This is a genomic window from Litchfieldella xinjiangensis (genome assembly GCF_000759345.1).
GTDB classification, from domain to species: domain Bacteria; phylum Pseudomonadota; class Gammaproteobacteria; order Pseudomonadales; family Halomonadaceae; genus Litchfieldella_A; species Litchfieldella_A xinjiangensis.
On sequence record NZ_JPZL01000001.1, the window covers coordinates 696352 to 718437 of the forward strand.

General features: G+C 63.4%; 19 protein-coding genes and 2 riboswitches. Of the genes, 4 read left to right on the forward strand and 15 right to left on the reverse strand.

Features of this window, described 5'->3' with window-relative positions:
- The first annotated feature begins 8 nt into the window (after window positions 1-8).
- Window positions 9-755 carry a cobalt-precorrin-6A reductase gene (locus JH15_RS03355; protein WP_043526989.1) on the forward strand — a complete coding sequence of 249 codons (747 nt, stop codon included), beginning with the start codon at window positions 9-11 and terminating at the stop codon, window positions 753-755.
- Here the strand turns inward: JH15_RS03355 and cobJ are convergent.
- From cobJ to JH15_RS03395, 8 genes are read right to left on the reverse strand one after another with little or no spacing between them, the layout of a single operon-like run.
- Window positions 731-1498: a precorrin-3B C(17)-methyltransferase gene (cobJ, locus tag JH15_RS03360; protein ID WP_043526990.1), complete on the reverse strand. Its 768-nt coding sequence runs from the start codon at window positions 1496-1498 to the stop codon at window positions 731-733. The two genes, JH15_RS03355 and cobJ, sit on opposite strands and share 25 nt — an antisense overlap.
- The gene (gene cobI / locus JH15_RS03365; RefSeq protein ID WP_043526991.1) at window positions 1498-2226 is read right to left on the reverse strand and encodes a precorrin-2 C(20)-methyltransferase; all 729 of its coding nucleotides are present in this window, start codon (window positions 2224-2226) and stop codon (window positions 1498-1500) included. Before cobI ends, cobJ begins: the two co-directional genes overlap by 1 nt.
- Window positions 2223-2852 carry a precorrin-8X methylmutase gene (locus JH15_RS03370; RefSeq protein WP_043526992.1) on the reverse strand — a complete coding sequence of 210 codons (630 nt, stop codon included), beginning with the start codon at window positions 2850-2852 and terminating at the stop codon, window positions 2223-2225. The genes cobI and JH15_RS03370 overlap by 4 nt, the downstream gene beginning before the upstream one ends.
- Window positions 2836-4002, reverse strand: a complete 1167-nt coding sequence (locus JH15_RS03375; RefSeq protein WP_043526993.1) for a cobalamin biosynthesis protein CobG — start codon at window positions 4000-4002, stop codon at window positions 2836-2838. Before JH15_RS03375 ends, JH15_RS03370 begins: the two co-directional genes overlap by 17 nt.
- Entirely contained in the window at window positions 3999-7826 is a 3828-nt protein-coding gene (gene cobN, locus JH15_RS03380; protein WP_043526994.1) for a cobaltochelatase subunit CobN, read from the reverse strand. The genes JH15_RS03375 and cobN overlap by 4 nt, the downstream gene beginning before the upstream one ends.
- On the reverse strand, window positions 7826-8917 hold the full coding sequence (gene cobW, locus JH15_RS03385; RefSeq protein WP_043526997.1) for a cobalamin biosynthesis protein CobW: 1092 nt from the start codon (window positions 8915-8917) through the stop codon (window positions 7826-7828). The genes cobN and cobW overlap by 1 nt, the downstream gene beginning before the upstream one ends.
- Window positions 8908-10293 (reverse strand): cobyrinic acid a,c-diamide synthase CobB, encoded by a 1386-nt coding sequence (locus JH15_RS03390; protein WP_043527000.1) that lies wholly within the window; start codon window positions 10291-10293, stop codon window positions 8908-8910. The genes cobW and JH15_RS03390 overlap by 10 nt, the downstream gene beginning before the upstream one ends.
- Window positions 10290-12092: an ATP-binding protein gene (locus JH15_RS03395; RefSeq protein WP_052383873.1), complete on the reverse strand. Its 1803-nt coding sequence runs from the start codon at window positions 12090-12092 to the stop codon at window positions 10290-10292. Before JH15_RS03395 ends, JH15_RS03390 begins: the two co-directional genes overlap by 4 nt.
- 121 nt (window positions 12093-12213) lie before the next feature.
- A riboswitch (cobalamin riboswitch) is annotated at window positions 12214-12424 on the reverse strand.
- Between the two features lie 171 nt (window positions 12425-12595).
- Here JH15_RS03395 and JH15_RS03400 point away from each other — a divergent pair.
- The 3 genes from JH15_RS03400 to JH15_RS03410 are packed head-to-tail and all read left to right on the forward strand — an operon-like array spanning window position 12596 to window position 15437.
- Window positions 12596-13612, forward strand: a complete 1017-nt coding sequence (locus tag JH15_RS03400; protein WP_043527002.1) for an ABC transporter substrate-binding protein — start codon at window positions 12596-12598, stop codon at window positions 13610-13612.
- Window positions 13613-13632: 20 nt separating this feature from the next.
- A complete protein-coding gene (locus tag JH15_RS03405) occupies window positions 13633-14676 on the forward strand; it encodes a FecCD family ABC transporter permease (RefSeq protein WP_231566362.1) in 1044 nt (347 codons plus the stop codon).
- Complete coding sequence (locus JH15_RS03410) at window positions 14673-15437, forward strand: ABC transporter ATP-binding protein (RefSeq protein WP_043527006.1); 765 nt, start codon at window positions 14673-14675, stop codon at window positions 15435-15437. Before JH15_RS03405 ends, JH15_RS03410 begins: the two co-directional genes overlap by 4 nt.
- Before the next feature lie 7 nt (window positions 15438-15444).
- Here the strand turns inward: JH15_RS03410 and JH15_RS03415 are convergent, their stop codons facing one another.
- The 7 genes from JH15_RS03415 to cobS form a co-directional block, all read right to left on the reverse strand.
- Window positions 15445-16212, reverse strand: coding sequence for an ABC transporter ATP-binding protein (locus JH15_RS03415; RefSeq protein WP_043527008.1), 768 nt, complete (start codon window positions 16210-16212; stop codon window positions 15445-15447).
- Window positions 16212-17192, reverse strand: a complete 981-nt coding sequence (locus JH15_RS03420) for a FecCD family ABC transporter permease (protein ID WP_043527010.1) — start codon at window positions 17190-17192, stop codon at window positions 16212-16214. The genes JH15_RS03415 and JH15_RS03420 overlap by 1 nt, the downstream gene beginning before the upstream one ends.
- Before the next feature lie 9 nt (window positions 17193-17201).
- A complete protein-coding gene (locus JH15_RS03425; protein WP_197053269.1) occupies window positions 17202-18101 on the reverse strand; it encodes a cobalamin-binding protein in 900 nt (299 codons plus the stop codon).
- A complete protein-coding gene (locus JH15_RS03430) occupies window positions 18101-19957 on the reverse strand; it encodes a TonB-dependent receptor domain-containing protein (protein ID WP_043527014.1) in 1857 nt (618 codons plus the stop codon). The genes JH15_RS03425 and JH15_RS03430 overlap by 1 nt, the downstream gene beginning before the upstream one ends.
- A gap of 130 nt (window positions 19958-20087) precedes the next feature.
- Window positions 20088-20310, reverse strand: a riboswitch (cobalamin riboswitch).
- 52 nt (window positions 20311-20362) lie between these two features.
- Entirely contained in the window at window positions 20363-20788 is a 426-nt protein-coding gene (locus JH15_RS03435) for a bifunctional adenosylcobinamide kinase/adenosylcobinamide-phosphate guanylyltransferase (RefSeq protein ID WP_043527016.1), read from the reverse strand.
- The gene (locus JH15_RS03440) at window positions 20740-21378 is read right to left on the reverse strand and encodes a histidine phosphatase family protein (RefSeq protein ID WP_043527019.1); all 639 of its coding nucleotides are present in this window, start codon (window positions 21376-21378) and stop codon (window positions 20740-20742) included. The genes JH15_RS03435 and JH15_RS03440 overlap by 49 nt, the downstream gene beginning before the upstream one ends.
- Window positions 21330-22085 (reverse strand): adenosylcobinamide-GDP ribazoletransferase, encoded by a 756-nt coding sequence (cobS, locus tag JH15_RS03445; protein ID WP_043528740.1) that lies wholly within the window; start codon window positions 22083-22085, stop codon window positions 21330-21332. Before cobS ends, JH15_RS03440 begins: the two co-directional genes overlap by 49 nt.
- Window position 22086 lies beyond the last annotated feature (1 nt).

The window sequence follows — 22086 nt, forward strand, 5'->3', positions numbered from 1 at the left end:
ACACCCCAATGAAGGTCTTGATACTGGGAGGCACCAGCGAAGCCAGCGCCCTGGCCAGTGTCTTGGCCGAGCGCGCCATTCCTGCGCTGTTCAGTTACGCCGGTCGTGTGGCGGCCCCCAAACCGCAGCCCTTGCCGACCCGCATCGGCGGTTTTGGCGGCGTGGCAGGCCTGGCCGCGTTCCTCGCCGAGCAGCGCATTACCCACCTTGTCGATGCGACCCATCCCTTTGCCCAGCAGATCAGTCACAACGCCGTCGCCGCAGCCAACGGACTCGGCATTGCGCACATCGCCTTGACCCGGCCTCCCTGGCTGCCGCAGGCCGGCGACCGTTGGCATCGGGTCGGCGATATCGCGGCGGCGGTTGACGCCCTCGCAGGTCCACAGCAACGCATCCTGCTGGCCATCGGGCGACAGCAGCTCGCTGCGTTCGCCGCAAAGCCCCAACATGAGTATCTGCTGCGCCTGGTCGATGCCCCCGAGGCCCCATTGCCCTTGCCTGATTGCCGGGTCATCCTCGATCGCGGCCCCTTTACCGTGGAAGGCGATCTGGCCTTGCTCCAGGCTCACGGCATCGAGCGTCTGGTGTGCAAGAACTCCGGCGGTGACGGAGCCATGGCCAAACTGACCGCGGCCCGTCAGCTGGGGCTGCCGGTGACCATGATCGAGCGGCCCGTAACGCCGCAAGGCCACGAGGTCCATAGCCTCCCAGCCGTTCTTCGTTGGCTCGGTCATGAGGCCGACCGCGGCGTATAGACCCAAGGCCCCGCAGGGCATTCGATACGTCGCGTCTGGCTGGATCCGACCATGACCAGCGTGCGCATGTCGGCCATCTCCGGCTCGGCTTCGCCGAGGGTCGTGACCAGAATCGACTCCTCCGGCGTGGAGACGGCCCGCGCAAAGGCAATCAAGCGCTGAGGTCCGCAGGCCTGGCGCAACAGTTCGAGTGCACGTGCGAACCCTTCCGGCCGGGCCCGGGAGCGAGGGTTGTAGAAGGCCATGGCGAAATCGGCCTCCGCGGCCAACCGCAACCGCCGCTCGATCACCCCCCAGGGCTTGAGATTGTCGGATAGATTGATGCAGCAGAAATCATGTCCCAAGGGCGCCCCCAGACGCGCACTGGCCGCCAGCATGGCGGAAATACCCGGCAGGACCTGGATATCCAGGGATCGCCACTCGGGCCCTGCCTTCTCCAGCGCCTCGAATAACGCCGCTGCCATGGCGAATACCCCCGGATCGCCTGAGGAGACCACGACCACGCGACAGCCATCGGCGGTCAATTGCAGTGCCTGCTCCGCGCGACGGATCTCTTCGCGATTATCCGAGCCATGACGCACCAGACCAGGGCGCGGTGCTACCCGATCCACGTAAGGCACATAGCCCACTACATCGGTGGCCGCCGACAGAACCGCTGACACCTCAGGGGTAATCAGCGCATCGGCGCCCGGGCCCAGCCCGACGATTCTTAGCCAGCCGTTCTTGTTGATATCTCCCGCCATCAAGGCCGCCTCCCATTGCCGTGAATCAGCAGAATGGAAAAGTAGGGCACGCTATCGCCCACCTCGCGGAAGGGCAGAACGCGCTCCTTCGGCATGGCGGCGTACTCGATGAGCCACGCCTCGTCTTCCCTGCCGGTCCGGGCCAGGGCACGGCGAACCTTGTCCAGGTTGCGTCCGATCTTCATCACCACCAGGGCGTCGGTCTGCGCGATGCGCTCGGTCAGCATGGCCTCCGGCAAGGTGGCCATGAGCACGGTCATGATGTCGTCGCCCCAGGTCACGGGCTGTCCGGTGGCGGTCCAGGCAGCGGACATTCCGGTAATGCCGGGCACGACGGAGACCGGCACCCGCCGCTCCCGCAGCCGGGTGTACAGATGCATGAAGGAGCCATAGAAGAACGGGTCGCCTTCGCACAGCACCACCACGTCCTGCCCCGCGTCGGCGATCTCGCTCAGTCGTGCGACGTTACTTTCATAGAAGGCAGCCAGCAGCGCGTTATAGCGTGGGTCGGCGACAGGGATCTCGGTGGTGACGGGGTATTCCATCGGCAACTCGATGGCCTCGGCCCCCAGGAGGCCTTCGACGATGCTACGGGCGTGGCCGCTGCGTCCCTTCTTGCGAAAATACGCGACATGAGAGGCGCCGCGTATCAGGCGATCCGACCTGACGCTCATCAGGTCCTGGCAGCCAGGGCCGAGGCCCACCCCGTAAATGGTTCCCTGCTTCATTCGCTACGATCCGCAATGGCATTGATGGCGGCCACCGTCACGGCGCTGCCCCCCAGGCGCCCACGCACGATACAAGACGGGATCGAGTCGTTCGCCCACAAGGCATCCTTGGATTCGGCGGCCCCTACGAAGCCGACCGGGCAACCGATGATGGCCGCGGGCCGCGGGCAATCCGGCGCTTCGAGCATGTTCAAGAGATGAAACAGCGCCGTCGGTGCATTGCCGATCGCCACCACCGCACCCTCGAGATATGGCCGCCAGAGTTCCACTGCCGTCGCCGAGCGGGTGTTGCCCATTTGCCTGGCCATATCGAGTACCCGCTCGTCATGCAGGGTACAGATGACGGCATTGTCTGCCGGTAGCCGCTTGCGGGTAATGCCTTCGGAAACCATGCGTGCATCGCACAGAATCGGTGCGCCCTGCTCCAACGCCGCCCTCGCCCGGTTAACCGCGTCGCCACGGAAATGAATATGCGCAGCGAGCTCGACCAGACCCGCGGCATGGATCATGCGAACCGCCACCTGCTCTTCCTCGGGCGCGAAGCGCTCGAGTTCGGCCTCGCGCCGGATGATGGAAAAGGACTCCCGATAGATGGCTGGGCCGTCCATTTCATAGACGTGAGGCATCAATTCTCTCCAGATAATCTAATAAATCAGCTTCGCTGAGGCCGCTTGCGACGGGCGTCGCATCGGTGCGCCCAGCGATGATCAGATCAAAGCGGCCGGCCCGCCCGACCAGGCACATGTCGGCGCGGCGTTGGCTGGCACAGCTCTTGGCACACCCCGACACGTGTAGGCTGCCCTCGACCCGGCCCGACAGGCGCTCGGCTATACCCAGCGTCTCGACGCTGGCCTGCTCGCAATAGGGGGCCCCAGGACACACATCGGTGGCGAGACGCGGGTCGCGCTCATCGTTCAGCAGGCCGGGAACGATCGTTGCCTGTCGCTCGGCACCCTCCAGCAGGAGGCGGCGCCAGGGTGTCACCCGCACAGCAGTCACCGTGGTGGTTTCGATGGCGGCACGTAACACCGATGCCGGCGCCCGTCCGAACGGCAAACCCACGACCCGACCCCGGGCATGGTCGCCGAGTGCCGGGCGAGGCCCCGACTCGGCAGGCGAGTCCGAAGCCGGCGCCCAGGAGGGCAGCGGCGCCTGATGTCGCCGCATCCGGCCGGCCTGGCCACCGCCACTGGCGATAAACCAGTGCGCCATCCGAATCAGGTGGTCCACGGCGGCCGCCGGCGAGCCGACCGGCGTTCCCAGCGCCCGCCCATCGGCTCGTACCAGTAACGAACCCGATGCCGACCGCTCGATGCGAAAGTCGGCAGAGGTCGTCTGCAGCACAGGCGCCTCGCCTACGTCTATGGCGATGCCCATCTTGGCCGGCAGTGCCGGTAGTTCGTCGAGGCGGGACAGCAACATACGAGCCGTTTCATGGGTGGCGTCACCTGGCCGCCACTCCGGGGCCAACAGGCATTGCGGACCTCGCTCGAGCTCGGCACTCGGTTCGACCAGGCCATGTTCAATGAGAGACGCCATCAACCGCGGCCAGGTGGTTTCCGTTACACCGCGCAGTTGCAGGTTGGCGCGGCTGGTAAGCTCGATCAGGCCGCTACCGAAGGTTTCGGCGGCCTCGCACAGCGCCAGCATCTGGTCGCGACTGAGCTGGCCCAACGCAGGGCGAACGCGCACCAGCATCCCATCGCCGGTCGCCATGGGGCGCCAGGCACCGGGGCACCAGCCCTTGATGCGCGGTCGAGTGGGCTTCGTCATCATGGCGCACTCGACTCCTTGCTCTCATCGATCTGGAGCAACAGATCCTGCAATGCGTCGCCCTGCTCTCCCGGCTCCTGCCACATTCCGCGCTGAACCGCTTCCAGCAGCCGCTCGGCCATCTCTTCCAGCGCCGCCGGGTTATGCTCGCGCAGGAAAGCCTGGTTGGCATCATTCAGCACCAGCGCCTCGCTGACCTGGGCATATTGATAGTCGGCCACCAGATCGGTAGTCGCGTCATAGGCAAATAGATAATCGACGGTGGCGGCCATCTCGAAGGCCCCTTTATAACCGTGCTCGCGCATGGCCTCGATCCACTTGGGGTTGAGCACGCGCGAGCGAATCACCCGGGCCAGTTCCTCCTTGAGGGTACGAATGCGTGGCTGGGCCGGGTTGGCATGATCGCCATGGTAGATACTGGGTGCCTGCCCGGTAAGCGTCCGGCTGGCATTGGCCATACCGCCCTGGAAGGCGTAGTAACCGTTCGAGTCGAGGATGTCGTGCTCGCGGTTGTCCTGATTGTGCATGACCGCATCCAGTCCCTTGAGCTGTTGTTCGAAGGCCCCTCGGGCAGGCGTCCCGGACTCCGGAAACTGGCCATAGGCATAGGCGCCGGCCTTCAGGTAGGCCTCGGCCAGATCGTCCGCGTCGTCCCAGGCGCGGTTGTCGAGCAGCCGATTCAGCCCGGTCCCGTACTCACCCGGCTTGCTGCCGAAGACACGGTAGCCGGCCTCCTGGGCGGCCTGTTCCGCGGGCATGCCCTGCGCTTCGAGGGCCTGACGACGTGCCAGTACCGCCGCGCGAATGGTATTGCCATTGCCCGGCTCCTCATAGTCGGCAATGGCCCGTACGGCACGGTCGAACAGACGTATGACGTTGGGAAAGGCATCGCGGAAAAAGCCGGATACGCGCAGCGTGACATCGACGCGGGGCCGCCCCAGTAGCATGGCGGGTATGACCTCGATGTCGATGACCCGCTGCGAACCCAGCGACCAGACCGGCCGCACGCCCATCAGAGCGAACGCCTGGGCAATATCGTCCCCCCCGGTGCGCATGGTCGCAGTGCCCCAGATCGACAGTCCCAACCGATGCGGATAATCGCCGTTGTCCTGTAGATAGCGCTCGATAAACGCCTGGGCCGACGCTTCCCCCAGCGTCCAGGCGGCCGGCGATGGAATCGAGCGGTTATCGACACTGAAGAAATTTCGCCCGGTCGGCAGCGTGTCCAGACGGCCCCGGCTGGGTGCGCCGCTTGGCCCGGGCAGCACGAATAGGCCCTCGAGCCCATCCAGCAACGACTGGATCTCCATGTCGGCGCCCTGCTGCATGGCTGCCCATAGCGTATCGCGCGCGTAGCGACACTGTTGCGCGGTGGCTGGATAGTCCCGGGCCAGCGTGGCCAGGCAGCCCGGTGCCAACACGAAGTCCTCCATCAGCCAAAGAGCGAGCCGCTCCAGGCGCTCACGGGTATCGGCAGCGGTGCGCCAGCTAGCGTCGTCGAGTTCGTCCAGAATCGCGGGCTTCGGGCCCGTCCATGGTTCCGCGCCAGCCTTGAGAGGATCGAAATGCAACCCCAGGTCATCGGCGAGATTATGCAGCAGTCCACGCTGGACCAGCGCGTCTCCCCGCGGCAGACGCAGGATTGCCACCAGGGTCCCTGCCAGCTTGTCCTCCCGCGGCAAGGTGCCAAGCACATGCAGGCCGTGGCGGATCTGGGACTCCTTGATATCGCAAAGATAGGTATCCAGCGCATTGAGCAGGTGCGCGTCATCCTCGGTCGTGTGCGCCAACTCCTTGTCGATGCCAGTGTCGCGCAGGTGACCGAGAATCTGCTCACGCAGTAGCGCCTCGCGACGCGGGTCCATGTTCAGCGCCTGGTAGTACTCGTCCGTCAACGCTTCCAGCTCCGCCATGGCCCCGTAGAGTTCGGCGCGCGCCAGCGGCGGCATCAGATGGTCGATGATCACGGCCTGGCTGCGGCGCTTGGCCTGGGCTCCTTCGCCGGGGTCGTTGACGATAAAGGGATAGAAGTGCGGCACTGGCCCCAGGGCGATGTCCGGCCAGCATTCGGCGCTAAGCGCCGTGCTCTTGCCCGGCAACCATTCGAGATTGCCGTGCTTGCCCACATGGATCACCGCATCCACCCGGTAATGCTCACGAAGCCAGAGGTAGAACGCCAGGTAGCTATGGGGCGGTGCCAGTTCGGTGTCGTGATAGGTCTGGGTCAGGTCGTCGATGAAATCCCGTTCCGGCTGAATGCCGACGAACGTCTCACCCAGACGGATTCCGGCAATCATCAGGCGGCCACTGCGGTACTTGGGGTCCTGATCCGGCGTTCCCCAGCGCACTCGCACTGCCTGCTGTAGCGATTCAGGCAGGCTCTTGAACCAGTCCAGGTACTCATCCACGCCGATGCTCTGCCAGCAGGGGCGCTGATCCAGCGCTTCGCGATCGTTGGTAACCGCCCCCTGAAGCAACCGGATCAGAGCATCCCCATCGGCCGGCACATCCTCCACCGGATAGCCCGCCTTGTGCAGGGCGCGTAGTATCTCGATCGTCGAGGCCGGCGTGTCCAGCCCGACACCGTTACCGATCCGCCCCTCGCGATTGGGGTAGTTGGCAAGCACCAGCGCCAGGCGCTTATCGGGATTCGGTGTACGCCGCAGGTCGCAGAAGCGCCGCGCCAATCGGGCAACGAAGGCCGCGCGTTCGGCATGCAGGGCATGGCGGATCACGGCCAGCTGGCAGCGCTCGCTGTAGTGGGCCTCGGTCTTGAAGCCTACCGCCCGGGTGATGATCCGCCCATCCATTTCGGGCAGGACCACCTGCATGGCCACGTCGCGGCTGTGCAGACCGCCTGCCCCGGTTTGCCAATCCTGCTCGGTGGAGCTCGCCAGGATAGCCTGCAGCACCACCGGCCGGCCGACGAAGGGCGATTCGGAGAGCGCTCCCTGCTGGGACTCGAGATCGCCCGAATCGCGATTGACCGAAAAACCGGTGGTGTTGACCACCAGCATGGCCCCGGTCTGCTCGATGAGGTGGTTGACGAAGGCCACGCAGGCGTCCTCCTTGAGCGACGCCACAGCCACCGCCAACGGCTCGAGTCCCTGATCATGGAGTGCGTCGATCAGGCCATCGAGAACGGCCGTGTTGGCCCCCTGAAGGTGACTACGATAGAACAGCAACAAGCACACGGGACGCCCAGAAACCCGACGTGCCCGCCATTCGCTCAATGTTGCTTCCCGTCCGGCTGAATGGGGAGCGTAGAGCAGCGCTGCAGGGATGGGCTTGGGCTCCTGCCACGTCATCTTGTCGGTGCTTTCGTCAAGGCATTGCGTCGCCACATAGCGCAGCAATTGCTCGGCATTATCCACCCCACCCTCTCGCAGGTAACGCCACACCCGATGAGCGACTGCGAAGGGGACACTGGATTCTGACAGCAGCGCATCGTCCGGGGCGTCACAGCCCGGCACCAGAATCAGCTGCCGTCCCTTGCCCGCGGCCGCCCACGCAAGTAGGCGCTCATGGCCATATCGCCAGTAGCCGCTGCCGCCAAGTAGCGAGACGATCACCAGACGCGCCTGCTCCAGCACACGATGCTCGTAGAGATCGTAGGCGGCGGGCTTGACCAGGTTCATCCAGTTCGCGAGCCGCAGCGTGGGGTAATCGTCACCTGGCGTCGAGGTCAGCCGTTCGATCGCCTGGGCCAATGCCGCCAGGCTGCTATCGGCAGCGGACAGGATGACGATGTCGGCAGGGGTCTGCTGTAAATCGACGATGCCTTCATCGTCGACGAACCCCCCGGGCTTGGCGGCAAAGAGATGCATCAGGTGGTCGCTTCGATCTCGGCGCTGGCCAGCGCCCGCTGCAACGCCTCGCTATCCAGCCCCTTGCCGATGATGACGAGTTGGGTTTGGCGGAGTTCGTCCTGTCGCCACAGGCGATCGAAATAGCTATCCAGGCGTTCTCCCACGGCCTGTATTACTTGCCGCATGGGTTTGCCCGGTAGCGCCGCAAAGCCTTTGGCACGATAGATCTCATGGTTTTTCAACAGCGCCTGGAGGGCTTCCGCCAACGCGGTACCGTCGACTTCACCCAGGCGAACCACGCAAGAGTCGAAGTGATCGTGCGCATGGTCATGGTGCGCCCCTTCGGCGTGATGACGATCATGATGGTTCTCGATGCGATCGATGTTCATCTCGCTCGCCGCGGCGATCCCCATCAAGGCTTCAAGTTGAGCGGTATTGGTAGCCAGTGTCTGGTCGATGAACAGCGTCTTGACCGATTCGGGGACGCGTTCCTTGATCAGCGCTTCGAGACGCTCCCGGTCTTCGGGGCCTAGCAGGTCGGTCTTGCTGACCAGTACCAGGTCAGCCGCACTCAGCTGGTCGTCGAGCAGTTCACGCAAACTGGGGTCGTGATCCAGCGAGTCGTCGGCGCGACGCTGCGCTTCCACCTTGTCGACGTCGCTGGCATAACGCCCCGAGGCCACGGCTGGCCCATCGAGTAGCGTGATGATCGCATCGACGGTGCAGTGCTGGCGCACCTCGGGCCAGTTGAAGGCCTGGACCAGTGGCTTGGGCAGGGCCAGGCCGCTGGTCTCGATCAGGATGTGGTCGATATCGTCACGACGAGCCACCAACTTCTTCATGACCGGCAGAAACTCCTCCTCCACTGTGCAGCAGATACAGCCGTTGGCCAGTTCGTAGATACCACTTTCCGATTCCACGGCATCGTCTTCGCACCCCAGGGCACAGCTGCGCAGCAGGCTGGAGTCGATATCCTGCTCGCCGAATTCGTTGACGATGACGGCGATTCGCTTGCCGGTCACCTGCCGCAGCATGCTGGCCAGCAGTGTGGTCTTGCCGCTGCCCAGAAAGCCGGTCACCACCGTGGCGGGGATCTTGTTCAATTGCATGCGTTGGAATCCTCAAACTCGACGAGCGTATGTGGCCTCACCGGCTCCGGAGCGAACAGGCGGGCCACGGCGGTGGGGTTATTGGGGAAGAACAAGTGCAGATAGGTCGCCGTCAGGCGCCGATCACGATAGATGGCTTCACCTGGCGCGGGATGACGCTGGCGCCGACCATGGCCGATGGGCTCGGGCGTTCCCTCGGCCATGGAGCGGTGATGGGCATGCGCCCGGACCGGGCCCTCGGGCAGTTCGGCCGTCTGCATGCCTTGGCAACCCCGCCGCCCCCGCATGGCGCCCTGACCGGGCAACAACCCCAGCATGGCGTGAGTGCGTTCACCGATATCCGTAAGCGTCTCCAGGCAGTAAAGCAGACCACCGCACTCGGCGAGGATCGGCCTGTCTTCGGCATGAAAGCGGCGTATCTCGCTGTGCATGGCGCGGTTGTCGGCCAGGCGCTCAGCATGAAGCTCCGGGTAGCCACCCGGCAACCAGAGGGCATCGCAGGGGGGAAGCCGGGCATCACTCAGCGGAGAGAAGAAACGCAGCGTTGCTCCCATGCGCTCCAACAGATCCAGGTTGGGCTGGTAAATGAAGCTGAACGCAGCATCTCGCGCCACGCCGATGCATACGCCCTCGAGCGAAGGCAATGCGTCGATCGCGCTCGTTGGCGATGCAACAAAGGTGACCGGCGGCAAATCCAGCAGGGTCTCTGCCAGCCCTTCGGCCAGTAGTGCAGCGGCTGCGGCCTCGAAGCGTGACTCCAGATCCTCGCGAATCTCTTCGGCCTGCACCAGTCCCAGATGGCGCTCGGGCAGGGCCAGGCCAGCGTCACGCGCTACTGCAGCCAGAAAGGGAATGCTGGAGGGCAACGCGGCCTCGATCAGCTCCCGGTGACGCTGCGAGCCACAGGCATTGGCAATCAACCCGGCAATACGCACATCGTCGCGGAAAGCCGCCAAGCCGGTGACCACGGCCGCCGCGGTCTGGGCCATGCCTTTCACGTCCATGACGATGACCAGCGGCAAGTCGAACATCGCGGCCAGGTCGGCACTGGACGGCTCGCCATCGAACAGGCCCATGGCCCCTTCGACCAGAATCAGGTCCGCCTGTCGCGCAGCCTCGTAGAGTCGCTGGCGGCAGTAAGCTTCCCCGGCCATCCACAAATCGAGCTGGTCAACCGGCTCTCCCGAGGCCTGGGCGAGAATCTGGGGATCCAGGTAGTCAGGGCCGGTCTTGAAGACCCGCACCACCTTGCCCTGATTGCGCAGCATCCGAGCCAGCCCCGCCGTCACCGTGGTCTTGCCCTGCCCCGATGCGGGTGCGGCAATGAACACCGCAGGGCAAGCGGCGCGTGCACTTCCTGAAATCGCGGCATTCATCGATATGAACCTCCACTCAAGGCATTGCGGGTCGGGTTCAGCGGAGATGCCCCCAGCGGGGGCAGACGCAGATACCGGGCACCCAGCTCTCGAGCGATGAGTGCACCGCGTCCCCGCTTGACTGCCCCCTGCTCGGTATCGACGACGATGCAGTCACCCAACGACGGGAGACGCTCCAACGACTGCCGGGTCCGGCCATCGGTAATCAGATAGGTGCGTACATGCAGGCCGGCATTCTGTTGCCGCCATTGGCGAATCAGGCTCGCCGCGTGGAGGATCGCTTCGCGGATCGGCGTACCGCCGCCCGCATGAACCGCGTCAAGACGCTCCATGAGCGCCTTGGGGGCACGGCGGCGCGTCAATATCGTGGCAATCCCCTCGTTACCGAACCCCAGCACCGCCAACTGTTCACGGGCCGCATAGGCCTGACGCGACAGCTGGTCGACAAGGCCCTTGGCCTGGCCAAAGAGCCTTTGCCCCAGCGTCGAAGCGGAGGTATCCAGCAAGATGAGATGCAACACCGGCTGCCCCGTACGAGCCTTGCGATAGTGCAGTCGGCGCCAGGGCCAGTGCCCACGGTTGGCAATCACGGTGGCAAACCAGTCCGGGCACTGGGCGGCCTGGTGCGCCCGGTGCTGACCCGGCTGGCGCCCGCGGCGTCGCCGTGAAGGCGCTGCTGCATTGGGATGGGGCTTGTACGCCTTATGAGCGACCCCCGGCAATTCAGGAGCCATCGCGGTCTCGCTCTTCTGGGGCGTTGACGGCATGGCGCCCCATTGCCCCTGGGCGCCACCCTGGTTCCGGTCCTGGCTGTGGTTCTGGTTCTGCGTGGCACTGGCTTCAGGGCCGCCGCGGGTGGATGCATCGTCGTCGCTGCCGGTGTGCCCGCCACCGCGGGGAGGCGGCGGCGTACCCGGCGGCGGGGATGGCGGCGTAGCGTGCTCGCTTCGTCGGTGTGCCAGCACCCAGGGCTCCACCATCGCCAGATCCTCTTCGCCTACGGTCGCGGCCCCCCGCCAGGCGGCATGCGCCTGGGCTGCGCGATGCCAGGTCACATCGGCACGCAGGCCTTCGGCGCCGGCCTGCTCGCAACGCACGGCGATATGCTCGTATATCCAGGGTGGGGTGGTGATATGAGGCAGCGCTTCCCGGGCATGGCGAAGACGCTTCGTAAGCGCCGCCTGAAGATTCGCATGCTGCGCCATGTAGGCTTGCGGATCGCGGTCGAAGGCCTCTCGCTGCTGCACGATGGCTATCCGCTCCTGGACTGTTATTACCGTCTCCTGCTCGAGACAAAGGCCGAAACGGTCGAGCAATTGGGGTCGCAGCTCCCCTTCGTCGGGATTCATGGTGCCTATCAGGCTGAAACGGGCGGAATGGGTATGGCTGATCCCATCGCGTTCGACGATGTTGACACCACTCGCAGCCACATCGAGCAACAGGTCCACCAAGGGGTCGGGCAGCAGGTTGACTTCATCGACGTACAGCACGCCGCCATCCGCCCTGGCGAGCAGGCCCGGATGGAAAGTGGCTTCACGTTCGGATAAGACTCGTTGCAGATCCAGGCTTCCGATCAGCCGGTCTTCACTCGCCCCCAGCGGCAGGGTGACGAACGGCGGCCGCTCTCCCGCGTCATCATCAGGCAGAATCGCTGCCAATGCGCGCGCCAATGTCGATTTGGCACTGCCCCGAGGCCCACTGATCAGCACGCCCCCTACGCGGGGATTGATGGCATTGAGCAGCAAAGCGGTCTTGAGCGACTCCTGGCCGACCACGGCGGCAAAAGGGAACTCACTCATGCGAGACCTCGGGGAGCCCGGCGAAGGCAGGGGCTGCAAATGGCATGCAGACAGCAGGCCGAGAGGAAGGCAAAACAATTAAAGACACGTAGAATCCTCGGTGCCCACCGCACCGTCACGGGATGAAACGACATGACGGGCCGGTCTCCGGGCTCAAGAGGGGGCATGCAAGGCATGACCTCGGCGCCTGCCCTTCCCGGCCGATGCCGGTGGTCATTGCAGGCGATACTCTCGTTACCGTTGCGGGGGCAGCGATGGGATTGGCAAACGCGCCGCACCATACTTCCCGATTATCCCCGATGTGCAGGGGCACCCGTCTTCAATCGAGCCATCGTAAAGTAACTGTCGTGACTTGCGCAATTCCAGGCCAGCTTCTGGTCGTACCAAGGAACGATGTTACAAGGTATCGTTTTTTTCTGGCCCGAGTCGTAGCAATCACTGCTTTAGAAAGGGAAAATAGAAACGACAAGCGGCATACCCTTCTGATGTCCGGATGGAAATACATGATTTTCGCTCGTCATTTACTGGCCACACTCGCGCTGTTGCCCACCGCCCACGTGATAGCCGACAACACCGCTTATCCTTTGACACTGAATAATTGCGGCAGGGAGATCAGCTTCCAGTCTGCGCCGAAAAGCGCGGTCACCGTTGGCCAGTCAGCCACGGAGATCCTCTATGCGCTGGGCCTTGCCGAGACAGTCAAGGGCACCTCGGTCTGGTTCAATCCGGTATTGCCACAGTTCAATGTCATCGATGCCGGGATCGAACGCATCGCCGACAACGACCCGAGCTTCGAGGCGGTGGTGAGCAAGAAGCCCGACCTGGTGGCCGTGCAGTATGAATGGCATGTCGGCCCCACCGGCAGCGTGGCAACGCGAGATCAATTCGAGGACCTGGGGATAGCGACCTACATCATGCCCGCCGACTGCGATACCAAGGACAACGCCACAGGCGGCGACGGCACGCGCACGGCCGCTTTTTCGACGCAATCGGTGTACAAGGGAATCACTGAACTGGCCACGATTTTTAATGTGCAAGCCGTCGGTGAGGAACTGGTTTCCGAACTCGAAGCGCGCGAGGCCCGCGCGATCGCCAATGCCGAACGCCTCGAATTACCCGAGGACCTGTCGGCGGTCTTCTGGTTCTCCTCTCCCGACCAGTCGGTCGATCCCTACGTGGCCGGCCGGCTCGGCGCGCCAGGTTACATGATGGAAAAGCTCGGCATCCGCAATGTGGTCGAGTCCGATGAAGAGTGGCCCATCGTCGGCTGGGAAAGCATCGCAAGGGCCGATCCGGACATCATCGTCGTGGCTCAGATGGATCGCCGCCGCTATCCCGCCGACGATATCGCCGCGAAGCTCGACTTTCTCCACAACGATCCCGTGACACGTGAAATGACGGCGGTCAGGAATGGCCGTATCGTCGAAATGGATGCCCATGCCATGAGTGCCACGATGCGCACGATCCTCGGCCTCGAAACACTGGCCGATGCCCTGACGACGCTCTCCTTCCAACGATGAACTGGGCTTTAGCGCAACGCATGCCGGCACGCTTTCAATGGCGCTGGACCTGGATGAGCCCACTGATCCTGTTTCTGGCCGTGATGGCCGGGACCGCTATTGGTGAGACGACCATCCCCATGCAGACGATCCTCAAGGTGCTGGCTAACCAGCTCTGGGGAGCGGACTATGCCGTCGATCGTATCGATGCCGGCATCATCTGGAATTACCGCCTCAGCCGGGCGATCGTCGCGGCCTGCTGCGGCGCCGGGCTCGCGCTGGCGGGCGTGGTACTGCAGGCGCTGCTACGCAACCCCTTGGCCGATCCGTTTTTGATGGGTATATCGGCCGGTGCGTCGACTGGCGCCGTGGCCGTCACCATTTCGGGGCTCGGTGCCGGCGCCCTGACGCTGTCGGCCGGTGCGTTCGCGGGGGCGGGCCTGGCTTTCGGCCTGGTAGTCGTTCTCGCCCGTGCCGCTGGCAGCAACACAGGAGGCGGACGCGGCGCCCAAGCCGCAGGGGCTATCATTCTTGCCGGCATTGCCGGATCGCAGCTGTTCAATGCACTCACTGCCTTCATCATCACCAAGTCCGCCAGCGCCGAGCAGGCCCGGGGTATCATGTTCTGGCTGATGGGCAATCTTTCCGGCGTGCGTTGGGACGATGTCGTGCTGGGCCTGCCTGCTGCGCTAGGCGGCGTGCTGATCTGTCTTTGGCACAGGCGGGCCTTGGATGCCTTCACCTTCGGTGCCGACAGCGCCGCCTCGATGGGGATCGCCGTACGCCCGGTACGAGGCATCCTGATTGGAGGCATGGCGCTGGTGACCGCCGTAATGGTATCGATGGTCGGCGCGATCGGTTTCGTGGGACTCGTGATTCCGCACGCCATGCGCTTTCTGGTTGGCAGTCGCCATACCCGCCTGGTGCCTGCCTCGGCCCTGGCGGGTGCCGTCTTCCTGATCGGTTCGGATATCCTGTCGCGCATCATGGTGCCTGGCCAGGTACTGCCGATCGGCGTGGTGACGGCCCTGATCGGCGCCCCGGCCTTCGCGCTGATTCTGGTTCGCAGGACGAGGGCGCGATGAGGCTGACCGCTGAGAGCATCGACTGGACGATACAAGGGCATCGGCTGTTGAAGGAGGTCAGCCTCTCCGTGGCAGATGGCGAGACTTTCGGCCTGATCGGTCCCAACGGATCGGGCAAGACTACCCTTCTGCGGGTGCTCGCCGGGCTGCGCAAACCGAAGAACGGACGCGTGCTGCTGGATCGAGTGCCGATGAGCGGAATGCGCCAGCGAGACATTGCCCAAGTGATTGCCTTCGTCGAGCAGCAGGCCGAGACGCTGGATCGCATCGAGGTCCATGAGGCAGTAGCACTCGGTAGAACCCCCTTCCTGTCACCACTACGTCCGTGGTCCGAGGACGATGACGCCATCGTTTCCCAGGCACTCGTCGATGTCGATATGCTGCACTTGGCCAATCGTCTGTGGCATACCCTATCCGGCGGTGAGCGCCAGCGCGTTCATATCGCCCGAGCCCTGGCTCAGCAACCGAACATTCTGCTTCTGGATGAGCCTACCAACCACCTCGATATTCGACATCAACTGTCGATCATGCATCTGGTCAGGCAACTCTCGCTTACGGTGGTCATCGCACTGCACGATCTCAATCAGGCCATGGAGTGCGACCGGATCGGCATCATGGAAGCCGGGCGTCTGGTCGACGTTGGCCCACCTCGTGACGTGCTGACGACCGACCGGCTTTACCGCACCTTCGGTGTCCATGCCGATATTCTGGACGATCCCATCGATCAGAGTCGGATCATGCGGTTTCGCAGCGCCATTTAAGAGGCGATCACCTCACGGGAACGAACACCGGAGCACCGTCGATCTCGACGGTGGCCAGGCGTTGACGATAGAGACGTTCAAGCGCCGCGGGTTTGAGCATCTGCGAAGCCGGGCCCCAGCACACTTCTCCGTCGGGATAGAGCAGGAGAATATGATCACACCAGCGTGCCGCCAGGTTGAGATCGTGGAGGCACATCAGCACGGCCCGGCCCTGCCCGGCCTGTTCGGCCAGCAGGGCCATGACTGCGGTCTGGTGATGCAGGTCGAGATGATTGGTCGGCTCATCGGCCAACCATACCTGAGGCGATTGGGTCAGTACCGTGGCGATGGCAACCCGCTGCCGCTCGCCGCCCGAAAGGGTGGTCACCAGGCGCTCGGCCAGGTGCGCCACGTCCAATCGCGCCAGGGCGGCCTGGGCGATGTTCAGGTCCTCGCCCCCCTCCATGCGCCACGGGGAAAGGTAAGGGTGCCGCCCCACCAGGACGGTTTCCAGAACCGTGGCGGGAAAACCATCCTGGCGCTCCTGGAAGATCAGCCCGAGCCGCTTGGCCACCTCGCGTCGCTTCAACTCATCGAGGCGACGACCGTCCAACCGCACCTCGCCATCTCGCGGCGGGCGCAGTCCAGCCAGCGTGTGTAGCAAGGTCGTCTTGCCCGCGCCGTTGGGCCCCAGTACGCCCCACATCTGCCCCGGCGACACGTGCAGGTCGAGGGCGCGACCGTCGGCACGTCCCGGCACGTCGATTCTCAGATTCCGAGTCTCGAGAAAGGCCATCAGCGGCTCCGGTAGAGCAGGAACAGGAAGGTCGGCACACCAAGCAGCGCAGTGATCACTCCGACCGGCAATTGCTCCGGCGCGATCAGCGTGCGTGCCAGGGTGTCGGCCAGGACCAGCAGTGCGCCACCGGCCAGGGCGCAGGCCGGCAGGATCAGCCGCTGGTCGTTGCCCAACACCAATCGCAGCATATGCGGTACGACCAGCCCGACGAAGCCAATGCTACCGGCGGTCGTCACCGCCATGGCAGTAAGCAGGCTGGCCGAAACATAGATCGTCCATTCGAGCGGCCTGACATTCACCCCCAGCGCCGCCGCCTGCAGCGGACCCCGCGCCAGCACATTGAGACTCCGGCCCAGGGGAATCGTTACCAGACACATGCTGACCAGAAGCGCGAGCGCATACCATGGCGTACGCGCATAGGAGAGATCGCCCATCAGCCAATAGAGCATGCCCGGCAACCGCTCGGCGGGGCTCATGGCCAGCATCAGGGTTATCACTGCACCCCAGCCAGCAGCGACCACCACACCGGTCAGGAGCAAACGGGCCGGTGTCCAGCTGCCGGTGCCGTGCGCCAAGCCAAATACCAGGAAGGTCGAAGCGAGTGCCCCGGCAAATGCCGACCCCGAGATCATCACCCCGCCCAATCCCGCCAGCATCGCTGCCAGGGCGCCGACCGAGGCACCGCCCGAAAGCCCCAAAACATAAGGGTCGGCCAGCGGATTGCGCAAGAGCACCTGCATCAGAGCTCCCGCTATCGCCAACAAACCACCCGTTGCGAACGCCGACAACGAACGAGGAACACGAAGCTCGAGCACCAGTGTGTTCGCCAAGGGCTCCCCTTCCCCAAGCATGACCGACCAGACATCTCCCCACGTCAGCGACGCGCTCCCCACACTCACCGAGAACAGCAGTGCCGCCAGGCTGATCAGCGTCAGCAAGCCCAGGGGCGGCAGTAGCGCACGACGACCATGGCTCATGCCTTATGCTCAACGCTTGTCGCGGACACGATCGAGCTTCTCGCAGAAAAGACGGCTGCCTTCGAGTAGCCGTGGTGTGGGCCGCTGGATCAATGACGGCGGCACGAAATAGAGATTGTCATGCTGGATCGCGCTGAGGTTGGGATACTGTTCCCAGTGCCTCAGCCATTCGCGGTTCTCTTCTCCCATGCCACCGGCCAGAATCGCTTCCGGGTCGGCGTTCAGGATCGCTTCGTCGTCGATGCGCGGCACTAGCCTTGCCAGCTCACCGAAGACGTTGACGCCACCGCAAAGCGATAGCACCTTGCCGATCAGGTGCTCGTCGTTGATGGTCATCAGCGGTTCGTCCCACACCTGGTAAAAGACCCTGACCGGTTCGGCATTGGCATAGTGCTCGGCAAGTGATGCCATACCCTCGCGAAATTCCGCCGCCTCGCGATGGCCTTGTTCCCGCGTCCCGGCGAGCGAGGCCAGGCGCTCGATAGCACTCGCTACCCCCTCGAAATCCCGCGGCTCGATGTAGAACACGGGAATACCCAATCCCTCGATGGCCTCGAGCTGCTCGGGTGGGTTGCCGGTGGTCCAGCCAATCACCAGGTCGGGGCGCAGCGAGACGAGGGTTTCCAGGTCCATGCGGGTATGGCTGCCTACCGATTGCACCTCCCTGGCCTCGGGTGGGTAATCGCTATAGGCCACCACCGCGACCACTTTTTCGCCTGCACCGGCCGCGTATACCAGCTCGGTCGCTCCCGGTGAGAGCGCAGCGATGCGTTGTGCAGGCACCTCCAGACACACCTCGCGCGCCCTGTCGTCGATGGCGCAGGGTTCGGCCCATGTTCTAGCCGAGAGCGGAAGCACGCTGCACAGCGCCAAGGAGCGCAGCGCAGCGCGAGGTATCCAGTTGCTCATCATTTTCCGTAATGCACGCTAACGAAGGCGGCACGACCGGCGTTGAGGTAGTCCCGCGCGGTCTCGTACTCCTTGTCCAAGGCGTTCTCAACCGTCAAACGGGCCGACCACTGCGGGGCGAATTCCCAGCCAGCACGCAGGTTGATCAGGCCGAAACCACCGATGCGCTCGCGATTGGCCGCATCTTCATAGCGATGATTCTGAACGACCCAGGAACCGCCCAACGACCAATCGCCCAGTGCTCTATCGATATCGAACCTTGCACTCTGGCTGGCGCGGCGGCGCAAGCGCTTGCCTGTGTCCCGATCTTCGGGGTCGGTGTAGGTCAAAGCGGCAGCCAACGTCCACTCGCTGAACTCAGCACCTGCGGAAAGCTCGGCGCCACGTATACGAGCCTCGCTTACATTTTCAGGGCGGTACGTCTGAACGCTGGGCCCGGTTGATTCACTTCCCCAAGCGATTAAATTATCGATATTATTTTGGTAGATGGCCATGTCCCAAAAATACGGCTGGTATTGGCCGCGTATACCTAACTCATATGTCTCGGATGTTTCTGGCTGGATATCCGGGTTGCCTTCATAAATAAAGGTTGTCCCCCTATAGGTGCTTTCATCGTATGGGTAGTACAGATCATTGAAAGTAGGCGCCCGGAAAGCCGTACCATAACTTGCGCGAAGCATATGGTTATCGGTGAGTGCGAAACCCAGCGCAAGACTGCCGGTCACTTCCTCGCCAAAGGCTTCATTGTCGTCGTGACGTAAGCTCGCCTGGACCGAAACAGGGTTGAACTCAAACAGCCCCTGGGCAAAAACGGCGAAGTTATCACGGCTATCCTCGGCGTAACTGTCCGAAGCGGAGATGCTATCGCTCATGAACTCGGTGCCAACGATGAGTTCGTGGCGCCCCATATTCAATGTATTTTCCCAGCGGGCTGTATGTGTTCGAGTATCGAAGACGGAATCGCCAAAGGTTCGGTAAATGTCCTGCTCATCCTTCGACTCACTCAGGGTTAGACGGCTTCGCCAGGTATTGGTAACTGAAATTTCCCCATATACACCCGCCACCTGCTGAACGAAGTCGGTTTCTCCCCCATCAAATTCGGTACTCCCTCGTCCGCGCAGCGCCAGCACACCGGTTTCGGCACCACTATCGAAGGTGTGGGAGACCCGCACAATGGCCGATGTATTGTCATAGTCCTTCTCTTCACCGTCCCGCCGGATGGCGGTTCCATCGGTGTTGAAACGGCTACCGGCGAAGCTGTAACGAGTCCCGCCGCTACTGCCCGAAAGCCCGGCGCTATAGCGCTGGGTATCGAAGGAACCGGTGCCCGCCGAGATGTAAGGCTGCGGTGCGCCGGCTTCTCCTTCAGAGGTAAATAGCTGGATCACGCCGCCCATGGCATCGGCGCCATACAGGCTCCCCTTGGGGCCGCGGACGATCTCGGCGCGCTGGAACATCCGGGGATCGAGATATTCATAAGCAGCACTGCCCGTAGTCGCCGAACGCAGCCTGATGCCATCGATCAACAGCACGTTCTGATCGCTATTGGTGCCCCGAATGTAGACACTGCTGGACTTGCCGAAGCTACCATTGCTAACAACATCCACCCCCGGCTGGCCGCGAAAAATTTCGGTCAGGCTGGTTGGGTCCTGGCGGCGCAGAGTCGCTTCGTCGATGACGGTGACAGAAGAGAGGGTTTCGTCGGCGGTGCGCGGCGCCAAGGTGGCGGTCACCACTACCGGATTGAGTTCCAACGCGTCGCTATCGTTCGGGTCTTCCTGGGTCTGGGCTGCAACCGGCAGGCTTCCCAGGCACAGGGCGGCGACGCCCCACTGGCGGATCGTTCTGATTTTCATGAATTTCCCTTGCTCGCCGTACTCACCCGCACGGCAGGTGCTTTCGTTGACCTGAGCAATGGGGAAAACAAGGGGAAAGGTGGAAACAGAGGTGCCGGCGTCCGCCCTGCCCTTGGGTCGCCCACCGCAACCAGGCATGCTTCTCCAGGCCGGTCTCCGGGCTGACGAGCGAAGTGCATCCAAGGATGGCTTCCGGGCCGTCACCTTCCCATGCAATGAGCACAGTGGCATTAGACGAACCTGACTCGATCACCGTTGCGGGGGCAGCGTCGGAATCGTCCTCCTGAGAGAACTCACCGACTTCCCGTTTCACCTCGGTAACGTACCAAGGCACCTGAGAGTGCGCGTACGCTAGCAACCCCGGCGGGGGGCGTCAACGAGGATGAGCCCGGGCTTTGCGCGAGATCAAAAACGCAACGATTTGACGAGTCCATTCCAGACATACCAGACCCGTTCGCAACGGGCTGCAGCGTCCTGGGCGAGCCAGCCGTTCAGATCGCGTAACCGCCGTGCCGATCGATCCATGGGCACGATGCCCCGCCCCATCTCGAGCATGATCAACACCACTTCCCCACGCTGTGACCTTTCCCACGCAAGTAATTCATCGAGCCGTGTAGCCAGGCGCTCACGAAGACGGTCATCGTCGGGTTCCTGATCCAATAGCGTCTCGATCCAGTGCGACCAGCCGTCGACGACCCGACATTCCCTCAGGCCGCCCGGTTCGTTCTCGACGTCCAGGTCGGTACCAGCGGTGGTCCAATGACCGATATCGAAGCGCTGCGTTACCGCGTATCGCTTGCCGGCGCGGGAACCGCCGATGAAGAGCTGCATCGCCATGCGCCTCGCTGGTAATGGAAGATGAAGTGGCGCCCCTGGGCCTGGCCAGTGTCGCCTTCCCAGAAATCGATCGCCTCGAAGCGCCGTCGCAACTCGCGAATCACACCACCGTGTGACACGACGAGCACATGTTGTTGCCGTCCGGGATCGCATTGCGTCACTCGATGCTCGAACCAGGCATCGAGCCGCGCACGCAGCGCTGCTGCCGATTCCCCCTGCGGGGGCGCCTGCTCGCCTCGAGTCTCGATCCAGGCGCGATAGGCTGGGATCGACTTCAAATCATTGTAAGTACGCCCTTCGTATTCACCGAAGTTCAGTTCGCGCAAGCGCGCATCGAAGCATGGCTCGGGGTCGATTGAATCGGGACGTATGTAGCCAAGCGTCTGTCGGCAACGAACTAGGTCACTGCAATCGATCGCATCGAAGCTCACGTGGCTGAGCGCATCCCTTAATAGCGCCAACCCCAGTTCGGCATCGGGCAGCAATAATGGAATGTCGCGATGTCCCTGATAGCGCCTCTCGCGGTTCCAGGCGGTCAGGCCATGACGAACGACCACCAGGTCCAGGCGACCATCAGTAGCCATAACTCCCCTCCCTCGATTGCCGCGCCGACGATATCGCCATTGATGCCCTTGAACGTACTTTGCATGAATTGGGCATATCCCCACAGGAACAATGCCAGCGCCAGGCCCATCACTATCGCTCCCGGTAGCCAGAGCAAGAGCACCAGCGGCAAGAGGGCGACACCCAGGTCCCGCCGTGATAGATCCTGCTGCCACGCCCAGGCGAGCCCCTCGGGACGCGCAGCCGGAACTTCGACCAGCAAGACCACGGCGGCGGTGCGCCCCAGGGCAAGCAGTGGCACCAACAAACCCAGCGAGACGCCGGCTTCGATCAGGGCCAGCAATAACGCGACTTTCCAGAGCATCAGGAACAGCAAGGCGAGGATGCCGAAGCTACCCACGTGGGGATCCTTCATGATCGCCCAACGACGCTCGAGCGGCGCATTGCTCCCCAGGGCATCGGCGAGGTCCATCACGCCGTCCAGATGCAGCCCACCGCTCAAGCCCACCCAGAGCGTGAGTATCGTCAATGCCAACAGGGGGGCGGGCACCCAAGGCTGGAGCGCTTCACCTATCAGAGCGACCAGGGCCCCGAGCAGGATACCCACCAGTGGATAACAGCGGATCGCCCAGCGCCGCGTGGCCGCTGTCCAGGGGCAGGCCACCGGCACCGGTATCCGAGTCAGGAATTGAATGGCCAGCACCAATCCATGGCCCGCCTCTCGCAGC